The organism is Pseudoalteromonas sp. 3J6 (genome assembly GCF_903995135.1).
Taxonomy (GTDB): domain Bacteria; phylum Pseudomonadota; class Gammaproteobacteria; order Enterobacterales; family Alteromonadaceae; genus Pseudoalteromonas.
This window is the reverse complement of record NZ_LR877185.1, coordinates 145,332-157,618: the sequence shown is the minus strand read 5'-3', so window position 1 is coordinate 157,618 and position 12,287 is coordinate 145,332. Positions and strand designations below refer to the sequence as shown.

General features: G+C 39.9%; 13 protein-coding genes. 11 read left to right on the top strand and 2 right to left on the bottom strand.

Annotated features, from left to right (window positions below; genetic code table 11):
* Window positions 1–46 precede the first annotated feature (46 nt).
* From P3J6_RS00680 to P3J6_RS00670, 3 genes are all read left to right on the top strand, one after another.
* Window positions 47–430, top strand: a complete 384-nt coding sequence (locus tag P3J6_RS00680) for a hypothetical protein (RefSeq protein ID WP_075170389.1) — start codon at window positions 47–49, stop codon at window positions 428–430.
* A gap of 9 nt (window positions 431–439) precedes the next feature.
* The gene (locus P3J6_RS00675) at window positions 440–1,519 is read left to right on the top strand and encodes an endonuclease/exonuclease/phosphatase family protein (protein ID WP_198522001.1); all 1,080 of its coding nucleotides are present in this window, start codon (window positions 440–442) and stop codon (window positions 1,517–1,519) included.
* A gap of 89 nt (window positions 1,520–1,608) precedes the next feature.
* The gene (locus tag P3J6_RS00670) at window positions 1,609–2,145 is read left to right on the top strand and encodes a DUF924 family protein (protein WP_198522000.1); all 537 of its coding nucleotides are present in this window, start codon (window positions 1,609–1,611) and stop codon (window positions 2,143–2,145) included.
* Between the two features lie 71 nt (window positions 2,146–2,216).
* Here the strand turns inward: P3J6_RS00670 and P3J6_RS00665 are convergent, their stop codons facing one another.
* Window positions 2,217–3,593 carry an NAD-dependent succinate-semialdehyde dehydrogenase gene (locus P3J6_RS00665; protein WP_138605232.1) on the bottom strand — a complete coding sequence of 459 codons (1,377 nt, stop codon included), beginning with the start codon at window positions 3,591–3,593 and terminating at the stop codon, window positions 2,217–2,219.
* A 201-nt stretch (window positions 3,594–3,794) separates the two neighbouring features.
* Between P3J6_RS00665 and P3J6_RS00660 the strand changes: the two genes are divergently transcribed.
* The 3 genes from P3J6_RS00660 (at window position 3,795) to P3J6_RS00650 (ending at window position 5,979) form a co-directional block, all read left to right on the top strand.
* Window positions 3,795–4,829, top strand: coding sequence for an NAD(P)H-dependent flavin oxidoreductase (locus P3J6_RS00660; RefSeq protein WP_198521999.1), 1,035 nt, complete (start codon window positions 3,795–3,797; stop codon window positions 4,827–4,829).
* Window positions 4,830–4,835: 6 nt separating this feature from the next.
* Window positions 4,836–5,402, top strand: coding sequence for a Crp/Fnr family transcriptional regulator (locus tag P3J6_RS00655; RefSeq protein ID WP_198521998.1), 567 nt, complete (start codon window positions 4,836–4,838; stop codon window positions 5,400–5,402).
* Window positions 5,403–5,463: 61 nt separating this feature from the next.
* Window positions 5,464–5,979: a YgjV family protein gene (locus P3J6_RS00650; protein ID WP_198521997.1), complete on the top strand. Its 516-nt coding sequence runs from the start codon at window positions 5,464–5,466 to the stop codon at window positions 5,977–5,979.
* A gap of 4 nt (window positions 5,980–5,983) precedes the next feature.
* Here P3J6_RS00650 and P3J6_RS00645 read toward each other — a convergent pair whose 3' ends face one another.
* Window positions 5,984–6,502 (bottom strand): NUDIX hydrolase, encoded by a 519-nt coding sequence (locus P3J6_RS00645; protein WP_198521996.1) that lies wholly within the window; start codon window positions 6,500–6,502, stop codon window positions 5,984–5,986.
* A 225-nt stretch (window positions 6,503–6,727) separates the two neighbouring features.
* Here P3J6_RS00645 and P3J6_RS00640 point away from each other — a divergent pair, with 225 nt between their 5' ends.
* The 5 genes from P3J6_RS00640 to P3J6_RS00620 are packed head-to-tail and all read left to right on the top strand — an operon-like array spanning window position 6,728 to window position 12,275.
* Complete coding sequence (locus P3J6_RS00640) at window positions 6,728–8,068, top strand: sigma-54-dependent transcriptional regulator (protein ID WP_198521995.1); 1,341 nt, start codon at window positions 6,728–6,730, stop codon at window positions 8,066–8,068.
* A gap of 39 nt (window positions 8,069–8,107) precedes the next feature.
* The gene (locus P3J6_RS00635) at window positions 8,108–8,317 is read left to right on the top strand and encodes a histidine kinase (RefSeq protein WP_138605223.1); all 210 of its coding nucleotides are present in this window, start codon (window positions 8,108–8,110) and stop codon (window positions 8,315–8,317) included.
* A 23-nt stretch (window positions 8,318–8,340) separates the two neighbouring features.
* Window positions 8,341–9,825 carry a sensor histidine kinase gene (locus P3J6_RS00630; RefSeq protein WP_198521994.1) on the top strand — a complete coding sequence of 495 codons (1,485 nt, stop codon included), beginning with the start codon at window positions 8,341–8,343 and terminating at the stop codon, window positions 9,823–9,825.
* 1 nt (window position 9,826) lies between these two features.
* Window positions 9,827–10,288, top strand: coding sequence for a response regulator (locus P3J6_RS00625; RefSeq protein WP_010390893.1), 462 nt, complete (start codon window positions 9,827–9,829; stop codon window positions 10,286–10,288).
* 25 nt (window positions 10,289–10,313) lie between these two features.
* Window positions 10,314–12,275, top strand: a complete 1,962-nt coding sequence (locus P3J6_RS00620) for an ATP-binding response regulator (RefSeq protein WP_198521993.1) — start codon at window positions 10,314–10,316, stop codon at window positions 12,273–12,275.
* Window positions 12,276–12,287 lie beyond the last annotated feature (12 nt).

The window sequence follows — 12,287 nt, the reverse complement described above, 5'->3', positions numbered from 1 at the left end:
CTTAGCCGTTAATACTCTTCAGTAATGATCACACTGGAGAATCGCCATGAAATCACTAATCAGTATTTTAGTAATGGTCTTTGCGCTAACGGCAACAAACGCATTTGCTGTACCACACAAAGACAAACATGCAGGCAAGCATGCGAATAAACACGCAAACAAGCATCACTGGAAAAAGCAAAAATATAACCAATACAATAATAAAAAATGGCTTTCTAAGAAACAAGCCAAGCAGTTAATTCGTCAAGGGTGGACTCCACCAGGGTGGCACAGATCTTATCATCAAGGTGATATCCTTGGGCATGACATTTATAAGCGTGCTAGAGTAATAGACCGAGAAAGAGACACAGTGCGAGTTGAAGTTGATCGCACTATTATTCACTTAGTGCACGACACTCGTGAAATACTCTCTATTTTACAGCGCTATTAGGATTTATAAATGCTCACTGTATTGGTCATAGTTACTGGCTTGTTGTTATTAATAACGTTATTACCCCTGTCATACAGTCAGCATTACTTGATACGTAGTTGCGACTTTGTGCGCTTGCAGGTGTGCTACCTAGCAAGCGCTGTAATTATCGTTGCACTTATAGGTATGTGGCAAATCGACTTTATTGCATACTCATTAATAGCGGCTGTTGCTTTAATTATTTGTGCGCTTCAAGCTAAGTGGATTTATCCCTACACTTGGTTTGCTAAAAAAGAAGTATTAACAGCGCCAAAAAGTAGTGATCATAGCATCAGAATCTTATCCGCTAATGTACTGATGTCGAATCGACATAGTGAGCAGTTAATTAACTTAGTCGATAAATATCAGCCCGATTTACTTATCACCTTAGAAAGCGATAGTTGGTGGCAAGATAAATTGTCTGTGCTTAAAAAAAACTACCCTTATCAAGTACAGTGCCCAAAAGATAACCGCTACGGCATGCATGTATTTAGTAAATTTAACATACTCGATGCACAAATTTGTGCACTTATAGAAGATGACATTCCTTCTATTCATATTTTATTTGAAAACCACCAAGGGTTAAAAATGCAGGGGCATTTTATTCATCCCGCGCCACCAAGCCCAACCGAAGAAGATTCATCACGCCCGCGCGATAGCGAATTAATAATGGTGGCTAAAGCTCTTAAAGATTCAACTCGGCCTACGATAGTCGCTGGCGATTTAAATGATGTTGCTTGGTCACGCAGTACTCGTTTATTTATGCAAATTAGTGGCTTTTTAGACCCCCGTAAAGGCCGTGGTTTTTTTAATACTTTTCATGCTAATTACTTTTTTATGCGTTGGCCGCTTGATCATTTGTTTCACTCAAAAGGCTTTAGTGTAAAACGAATAAAGCGCCTTGCTAAATATGGCTCCGATCATTTTGCCTTATTAACCGAATTGGTATTTGAAGATGCTAATCAGCAATCCCTAGAAACAAAACCAAGTGAGCAAAAGCAGCAAGATATACAAGAGCTGGCAATGAGCAAAGCAGATAAACGCAAAGTACCTATGTTTGAAAAGGGCTAGGTATAGTACAGATATTAGGTTAAAGGTTTTAGACGAAGTTTTTTGTAGCAAACTATTTGGTTTAGCGTTAGTTAACAAAGAGATTCATTATGTTTAATAAAATTATCGACTTTTGGTTTACCGAGCTTGAGCCTAAACAGTGGTGGCAAAAAGACGATGGGCTTGATGCACAAATTAAAACTCGTTTTGGTAAATTGCATCATCAAGCAAGTGTAAATGAGTTATTTGATTGGCGTGAAAGCGCGATAGGTAGTCTTGCGGAAATTATTGTGCTTGATCAGTTCTCACGTAATATTTACCGTGAAAAGCCCGCAGCATTTGCCTGTGATGCATTAGCTCTAGCGTTAGCGCAAACCGCTATTGCGAAAGGGTTTGATAAGGAATTGACGGATGAGCAACGCGTATTTTTGTATATGCCTTTTATGCACAGCGAATCAAAGCTAATTCATAAGGAAGCAATGAAGTTATATAAAGCGTTAGGTATTCAAAATAACTTAGATTTTGAGTATCAGCATAAGGCGATTATCGATAGATTTAATCGTTATCCGCATCGTAATAAGATACTGGGGCGGGGCTCTACCAAAGAAGAGCTTGAATTTTTAAAACAGCCTAACTCAGGTTTTTAAATTTATTAGACAAAAAAACACCACGCTTGCGACAAGCGCGGTGCTTAATTTTACTAACCTGATACCTGATATTAGCTGTGAATCATGATGCTTTTAACATTCACAAATTCGCGAATCCCAAAGCCACCATGCTCTCGGCCATAACCGCTGTCTTTAACACCACCAAATGGTAGGTTTGGTTGTGCCAAACCATAGCCATTAATATTGATCATGCCGGTGTCAAAATACTTTTTGGCCAGTTCAATGGCTTTCTTCTCATCTTTTGAAAATATACCGCCGCCTAGTCCATAGCGCGAATCATTAGCGATACGCATAGCGTCATCATTATCTTTGGCTTTAATTAAAGATGCGACAGGACCAAATAGCTCATCGTCATACGCAGGCATACCCGGTTTAAGGTTTTCCAGCACGGTTGGGGGGTAGTAATAACCTGTTTTTTGCGGTATTTCGCCGCCTACAAGTACTTTTGCACCCGCATTGACAGAGTCTTGTACTTGCTGATGAATTTTGTCGCGTAAATCTTCGCGTGCCATAGGACCTAGTTCAGTATCTTCATCCATTGGGTCGCCCATTTTTATCGCCTTAAACTGCTGGCTTAGTGCTTCTTTGAAGTCATTGTAGAGTGAATCAACCACCACAAAGCGCTTGGCTGCAACACAGGTTTGGCCGTTATTAATAATACGTCCTTGTAAACATGCTTTAACTGCAAGGGCTAAATCAGCGTCGTCAAGTACCACAAAAGCATCGTTACTACCCAGTTCTAGCACGGTTTTTTTAACATGCTTGGCAGCTTGCTCTGCCACTTTTTTACCTGTGCCATCACTTCCAGTAAAGGTTACGCCACTAATCGCTGAGTGTGAAATAAGGGCGCTGGCAGTTTTACCATCAACCAGTAAGTTGCTAAAGCAGTGTTCAGGAAAGCCTGCTTGTAAAAATAGCGTTTCAATTTTCTCAGCCATACCAAATACATTACCGGCGTGTTTTAATACCGTGGTATTACCCGCCATAATGTTTGCGGCACTGTATCTAATAACCTGATAAAGTGGGAAGTTCCACGGCTGAATACCCAGCAGTACGCCGGTAGGGCGATAGCTTATTATTGCACGACCGCCTTGCATGTCGCGCTCCTCGTCGCTAAGCATATCGGCGCCATGTTCAGCGGTATAACGACAAATGTCAGCACAAAGCTGAACTTCTTGGAAGCCTTGCTCATAGACTTTACCCATTTCTTCGGTCATTAGTTTTGCTAAGGCTTCTTTTTGACTTTCAAATAAAGAGGCTAATTTATTTAGATGTTGTGCGCGCTCGGTAAACGAGGTTAATCGCCATGTTAAGTATGTTTCATGAGATTTTTCGATCACTTGCTCTGCTTGAGCTTGAGAAAGCAATGTATAGCTATTAATGACTTGCTCTGTTGCGGGATTGATCGTATCAACTGTGTTACTCATTTTACCTCCTAACAAATTATGTAATAGGGTAGGTGCAAAACCAAAGCCAGTTAGTTTCTCGATATTAAAAAAATCATAACTATCTGTTAGTAATAGTTTTTACATTACTTATGACTAAAATCTAGATGTTGTTTGCTTGCTGTTTTTGCTATGGTTCTGTAAATACTGCAAGTTGTTGAAAAAGTTACAGGGAGAGTTCAAATGAAGCCATCATTGTTTAATACCGCTTTACCGATAATTCAGGCACCTATGGCGGGTGTTCAAAACGAGCAGCTTGCTCTTGCTGTAAGTGAGGCTGGAGGGTTAGGCTCTTTGCCTTGCGCTATGTTATCCCCAGCACAATTAGTTGAGCAGCTAGAAATACTTAGCCACAAAACAACAAAGCCGTTTAATCTTAACTTTTTTTGTCATGCAGTTGCTGACTACACATCCGCGCAACAACAGTGCTGGCATGCATTACTTGCCGCTTACTTTACAGAGTATAAAATTGACCCGCAAAGCTTAACTGCAGGGGCTTCTCGTCAACCTATAAATCAATCGATTGTTGATATAATTGCCCCTTATAGGCCAGCAGTAGTTAGTTTTCATTTTGGTTTACCTGAGCAAACTATTGTGGCGCAAATAAAAAGCTGGGGCACTAAAGTAATTTCAACGGCTACCACTTTAGATGAAGCTATTTGGCTTAGTGAAAATGGCGCTGATGGGATTATTGCTCAGGGTATAGAAGCTGGTGGCCATCGAGGGCATTTTTTATCTATGGATTTAAGCTTACAACAAACTACTGAGCAGTTAGTTAAGCGTTGTGTTAAGCATATATCACTACCTATTATTGCTGCTGGTGGCATTGCTTCAGCCGATGATGTTCAGCGGTTTAAAGCGTTAGGAGCGAGTGCAGTCCAAGTAGGGAGTGCTTATTTACTGTGCAAGGAGGCAACAACATCAGCTTTGCATCAACAGGCTATTTTAGATCAGCAACAAGATGAGACCACACTGACCACATTGTTCTCTGGTAGAGCCGCTCGGGGTATTCAAAATCGAGTAATCCAAGAGCTAGGTGCTATGCCAAATGGGGTTCCTGCGTTTCCACATGCCAGCAGTGCAATAACAGCCTTAAGAAGTCGAGCTGAAAAAAGTGCTAAAAGTGATTTTTCACCTTTATGGTGTGGCCAAAAATATATTCCTAGGGTGGGTGTATCAGCGGCTGACATTACACATGCTTTAATGAAAAAATGGTAATTTTTAATGTCTGATAATCCACTTTTATCGCTTGGCGACAGTTATGAAGCACTAGTAAACAAGTTTAAAGTGCAATTGGCTGGTAAGTATCCTCAGCAACTAATAGCGCCCAATACCGTATTAGTGCAACAAGGCGATCTGCAAAGTTATGGGTATTTAGTTGTGGACGGAGTTCTAGGCGCTATCCATGACGACATTGACGGCGTGCAAAAGTGTAAAGAATTTTATTTTAAAGATGAATTTGCGTTGTTGTTTGCCAATTGGATGACCTCAACACCTGCGTTTTATCAATTAAAAGTGATTAACGAAGCCAATGTAATTAAAGTACCACTAACACTATTTGAGCAAGCACAGTATCAACTGATTAAGCAGCAGCTTATTGCACAGCAACTTATTTTTAAAGAAGCCAAAGAGGCATTTTTATTACTTAATAGCCCCGAGCAGCGTTACTGCTATTTACTCAAACATAAACCTCATTGGTTGGCGCAGCTAAGCTTAAGCCAAGTGGCAATGTATATAGGCATTTCGGCTATTTCGTTGTCACGAATTCGTAAGCGACTTAACTTAAGTTAAGTGCTGTTTTCATAAAGCACTATACACTCCCCATTTTTAAGCCTTAATACTTTGGAGTGTTATGTTTTTAATTGCCCAATCGTTAGTAGCAGCCGCTACTTTACTCGACTTAGCTTCATTTCAGTTTAAGTCCCGACGAATTATTTTAAGCTGTTTATTTACCTCAGTATTATTAACCTCTGCTCACTTTTTTATATTGGGCTATAACAGTGCCGGCTGCTTAATGTTTATTGCCGCGGTGCGTTATTTTTATTGTATTTACTTTAAGCATACTTGGGCTATGTGTGGGTTTATGGCAGTAAGCTGCTTAGCCGTTTATTTTACTTGGCAAGATTGGTTTAGTATTTTCGCATTGGTGGCGACATTAATACAAACTATCGCTTCATTTCAAAATCGAGATTTGCACTTAAGGTTATGTATGGTGGTGGGAACCTCTTTTTGGATAACACATAATATTTTCGCCGGCTCGCCAGTGGCAATACTCATGGAAAGCCTATTTTTAAGTAGTAACTTACTGGGACTATACCGCTTTTATGTGGGTAAAAAATCGCTGAGCGAACCGCAAATTCAGCCCTAAACACCTAGGTAAAAAACTGTGCAGCAATAGCTTTTAGCAGGTAAGTTTCGCGAATAATCGATAGCCCTTGCTTGTCACTGTTTGCAAGTGTGCGTTCGTTATGAGCTATCGCTTGAAAAATATCAACCCATTTAGCTTGCATGCCATTTTGTTTTTCGTAGTGTTCAAGCTGTGCTTGGCCTAGTTGCTCATCAATTTGGCAGAGGTAGCAGTATGATTGTATATGAATAATATCAAAGTCATCTTTGTACCAAGGGCGGTACTCTTCGTAAAGCCCAAACTCGCTACATATTTTTATATTTTGTGCGCCAGTTTCTTCACTTAGTTCTCTGATCAACCCTTGTTCAATGCTTTCATGCGGGTCAATTCCACCGCCAGGTAAGCTAAAGTCGTCATAGCGCTGAGTATACATAAGTAAAATGTGTTGTTGCTTAAATGCAATAGCGCGAGCGGTTGGGCGAGAAAATTGACGACCTTGCTCAATATTGATTGAGGGATGAATGTAGGTTTTTAATAAGCGCATAACAACTCCTGTAATAAAAATAAATTATATCAGTTAGTTATATTAATTGCTTTAATAGAGATTTAATAAGCCACATAAAATAGCGCTATTTCAGCGCCTATACAGCTACTTATGATTAAACTATTGAATTAAAAATAAAACAGCCGCACTTTGTACCTTAATTATGTATATCTTTCATTTACTTTAAAGGGCAAGTAGAATGGTAAAAAAGCACAGGGATTATTCATGTTAAATATACTTTTAGTCGATGACGACGTCGAATTCAGCGATGTTATTTGCCATATTGTTGAGTTTCTTGGCCACAACATTAATACAGCAACCAGTTTAAAAGAAGCACATCAGTGGTTTGAAAATAATACTTTCGATCACGTGCTGCTCGATTTTATGTTACCTGATGGCAGTGGCTTGCATTTATTAGATCATTTAAAAATGATTGGTCAATCGCCTAAAGTCACCCTTATTTCTGGTCACCCTTCGGTTAAAGGTATTTTAGCTGAGATGTGTGAGCCTAATGTGTCGCATCTATTAAAGCCGCTGCAACGTGAAGATTTAGAATTAGTATTAAACGGCCCGAAAAAAACTGTTAAAAAAGCGAAAAGTGCCGCCATTACACATCATTTTGACACGCTTATTGGCGAGTCTGCGCTCATGCAACAGCTTTATACCATGATAGAGCGCGTAGCTAAAACTAATGCTAACGTTATGCTTATGGGTGAAAGCGGAGCAGGTAAAGAGGTGGTAGCGCAAGCTATTCATAATGCCAGTAAATGCGAAGGTCCACTGGTGGCGAGCAATTGCGGGGCACTTTCAAAAGAACTTATTGGTAGTGAATTATTTGGTCACGAAAAAGGTGCATTTACCGGTGCTATTGCCCGTAAAGAAGGCGTGTTTGAACAAGCCGATGGCGGAACGTTATTTCTTGATGAAGTCACTGAAATGCCGATTGATATGCAGCCTAATTTATTGCGTGTACTTGAAACTAAAAAAGTAACACGGGTTGGTGGTAATCGTGAGTTACCAGTAAATTGCCGTGTTATTTCAGCGACTAACCGCTCCCTTACCGATTTAGCGCAGAATAATATTTTACGTGAAGATATTTACTTTAGACTCGCTGTTTTTCCAATTGATATACCGACACTTCGAGAGCGAAAAGAAGATATTCCATTACTCGCAAAAGCATTTTTAGGGCAGTTGAACGATGAAAATGGTACAGCGTTTGCGTGGACTAATGAACAGCTTAAAGAGCTACAAACATACGACTGGCCAGGTAACGTACGTGAACTTCGCCATGCTATTCATCGCGCTTTTATTATGAGCGACCCGCAAACTAGCACAATTACATTACCTGACAACTTAGAGTCACCTTTTTCAAGGGTTAATACTCAACCTGAGGACAAACAGGTATCAGCAGGGCAAACAATTGAAGAAGTTGAAAAAGAACTTATTCATGCCACGCTCGATAAGGTACAAGGTAATAAAACTTTAGCAGCACAAATGCTGGGTATTAGTACTAAAACCTTATATAACCGTTTAAATGCTTATGGTGGTATTGGAGAGTATAAATAACCAGCATGCAAATTTAATAACAACAAAACGAGGATTTTGATGGCATCGTCAGAAAAAACAAAACCTTTGAATGAGCTGGTACACGACGCACGTGCGCCACTAAATCGTATTTCGATGAATGCTGAACTAATTAAGTTAGTACTTGAAAACGATATGCCAAAAGATAAAGCACTCGCCGCACTGGATAAAATAATTGCTAATTGCCAAGCGTGCAGTGACAGTTTGCAGCTTATTTCAGAGTCGAAGTAACCCTAATTAATTCAGGACGATAAATGATTAAACGCAAACAGCAAGGCAAGGCAAATGTAGTATGGGCGTTATTTATTTCCATAGTGCTGTGTATTATTGTTGGTAATGCTTTTTTAGCCATTAATACCATACAAGGCCTAACGCGTACTCAACAAAGTTTAGATAACACTAATATGCTAAGTACGGCGATAGAGCAATTGCACCTTTCAGTAGTGCAAGCTGAGTCGGGACAGCGAGGGTATTTATTAACCCAAACTGATGATTATTTAGTGCCTTACTACGATGCTATCGCACAAATAGAGTCTCAAACTAACCATGTAAGCGCCTTACATTCTGAAATTGATGGGCAGGCACAGCGTATTGCTGAGTTATTATTACTGGTTGAAGCTAAAATAGATGAGCTGAAAAAAACGGTTAAATTAGCATTAAATGATAAAGAAAAGCGCGCACTTTTGAGGCTGAATACACATGAAGGGCGTGATCTTTACAGAGAGATTCGGGCGTTGGTTAATGATATTCAAGAGCGTGAATTGTTGTTTAAAGTTAGTCATTTTTCGAAATTAGAACAAATTAAGAAAGAAGCTAAAATCACTTTTGGTATTACTGCAGTTACAAGTACATTATTGATTTTGGGTATGTTTTTATTGGCGAGGTTGAACTTGAAAAATGCGGCTGAGTATCGTGCCGAGCTTGAAATGCAAAATGAAACTTTAGCCAGTAAAGTGAGTGAACGTACTCAAGAGCTTACCTTGTATTCTGATGAATTGAGTCGTAGTAACCGAGAGTTAGAAGAGTTTGCTTTTGTTGCCAGTCATGACTTGCAAGAGCCGTTAAGAAAAATCCAAGCATTTAGTGACCGGCTTGAAAGCATGTTTAAAGACGAGTTGGGCGAAAAAGGCGCTGATTATATTGCCCGCATGAAAAATGCCGCACAAAGGATGTCTAATTTAATTAATGATTTATTAGAGTTCTCTCGAGTAACGACCCGAGGTAAAGATTTTACCGATACCGATTTAAACAGCATTCTGAATGATATAAAAGGTGATTTAGAAATAGCGATTAATGAGTGTAATGCACAGGTTGTTACGGTTGAGATGCCCATTATTCAGGCTGATCCGAGTCAAATGCATCAGCTGTTTTTAAACTTAATTTCCAATGCAGTGAAGTTCAGAGCGCCTAACGTTGACCCGGTTGTTAATGTTGACTTTGAACGAGTGTGTGAGTTTAGTGAAGATCATAACAGTGAAATATGTTGGCATGTTATTACCGTAAAAGATAATGGGATCGGCTTCTCTGATGAGTACGCGGATAAAATATTTGTACCATTTCAACGTTTGCATGGCCGTTCAGAATATAAAGGAACGGGTATTGGTTTATCTGTATGTCGTCGAATCGTAGAGCGACATGGCGGCTCTATTGCTGCGATAAGCTCCCTAGGTGAAGGGGCAACTTTCATCATTAAATTACCTGTGAATGCAGAGTTATTCACACTACAAGGAGAGGCATAATATGCCATTAACAAACGTAAAACCGATTACCATTTTGATGGCAGACGATGATGAAGATGATCGTTTATTAACCCAAGATGCGCTTGCTGAAAGCCGCGTTTTAAATGAATTACATTTTGTTGAAGACGGTGTTGAACTCTTGGAGTATTTAGAGCGCAAAGGCAAGTTTGTAGATAAAAGCATCTCGCCAAGACCAGGCTTAATTTTACTTGATTTAAACATGCCGAGAATGGATGGTCGTGAAGCGCTTGAAGCTATTAAGGCAAATCCAAACCTAAAAGGCATCCCTGTGGTAATTTTAACTACCTCTAAGCAAGAAGAAGACATGGTTAAGGGTTATAACCTAGGCGCTGCGTCTTACATAACTAAGCCGGTTACGTTTGACGGGTTAGTTGAGTTGATGAAAACGCTGGGTAAATACTGGGTTGAGTTTGTAGAGCTACCAAGCACGTTTAACGATTAAGCATATTATTAAAACAGGAGACGCTATGTTAGCAAAGGCAACGAAACTGCTATTGGTTGAAGACGATGAAGATGATTATATTTTAACTCGTGACTATTTAGAGCAGCTCAGTTCCCATGTGTTTGACATAGACTGGATAAGCTCTCCTGAGCAGGCGGTGGAAGTGTTGAGTAAAAATCAACATGATATTTGCTTGCTTGATTATCGCTTAGGGGCATCTGATGGCTTGAGTGTTTTAAAACAAGCGCTTAAAAATGGTTTTTGTGGGCCTATTATTATGCTTACAGGGCAATCAAACGATGCCCTCGATTCAGCTGCGCTTGATGCCGGAGCGGTTGATTACTTAGTTAAAAACGAAATGAGTGGTAGCCGGTTTGCTCGCTCTATTCGCTACGCATTAGCGCGCCGTGATGTAGAAGATGAGCGAGTGGAACGCTTAAAAGCCGAGGCTGAAAACCGTTCAAAAGATCGCTTTTTAGCACATTTAAGCCACGAATTACGAACACCGCTATCTTCTATTTTAGGTTATACAGAGTTGTTGATGCTCAGTGACTTTAACAAGCAGGCTGAAAACGAGCTCGGTGTGATTTATCGTAATGGTAAGCATTTATTAAGCTTACTGAATGACGTTTTAGATTTATCTAAAATTGCTGTCGATAAACTCGAACTGAGTTTAGGGGAGGTTAACCTTGATAGCTTAATGGCCGACGTATTTACCTTAATGCGCGTATCAGCACTCGATAAGGGCTTATCACTAAAGTTTGAATCACTGGAGCCTTTACCATTAGTTATTCGTGTAGATGCCACTCGAGTTCGACAAATTCTCATTAACCTGATCAATAACGCGATTAAATTTACTGAGCAAGGCGAGATTGTGGTTAACGCGTGGACTGAAGTAGTCAATGAGCGTGAAATGCTATTTTTTAGTATTAAAGACTCAGGCTTAGGCATTGCTCCAGAAAAACAAGCTCTCATCTTTAAGCCTTTTGAGCAAATAGCTGATGTAGAGTCGCGTTCAGTAGGTGGTGCAGGCTTAGGTTTAGCTATTTGTTCTGAACTACTTAGTCGTATGCAGGGGGATATTTCATTAGACTCTCATGTCGGTGAAGGCTCAACGTTTACCATCTCCTTATACCCTGGTGATATCAGACAGGTAGAGCGCAATTTATTAAAACTTGATTTAACCCCCAATATGCAGCAAAAAGTAGCCCCCTGCCAAGTGAACGGCAAAGTGTTGGTGGTTGATGATTTACGCGATTTACGCGTGCTAGTTGGTCACTTAATTGGTTCAGCAGGCGCTGAAGTAGATTATGCTGATAATGGTAAGCAAGCGCTTGAAAAAGTAAAAAAACAGCTAGCAGACGGGCACACTACCTACGATATTATATTTTTAGATATCCATATGCCGGTAATGGGCGGAAAAGAAGCTGCTATTGAGCTTAGAAAGCTAGGATTTAAAGGCGCAATCATAGCCTTAACTGCAGCAACTATGAAAGGCATTCATAACGAACTCAATGCGTTAGGGTTTGACGATATGATTGCCAAACCTGTAGATTCCCACTTGCTTTATCAATGCTTAGAGTTAAGGCTCGGGCAAAAAGAACAGCCTACTTCATCTATTCAGCCAATGCCTAAACCGAGTAGAGATAAGAAGTGCTTTTTATTAGTAGAAGATGATGCTGATGCCGCACAAATTACCCAGCTATTACTAGAAAGCTTGGATGTGGATACCGATATAGCAGCAAGTGTTAAAGACTGTAAGGCAGTACTAGAGCATAATAGTAATTACGATAAAGTATTACTTGATATGCATTTGCCAGATGGTACCGGTTTAGAGCTGGCTGGGTTTATTAAACAGCATTACCCTAATATTAAGCGCGTTATTATTAGTGGTATGGAGCCCGATGCTGTGCATATCAGGCAACTAGAAATAGAGCAGGTATTGTTAAAACCAATAAATTTATCATTACTCAATCAGCTTGTTTAACAGCCTATTAGC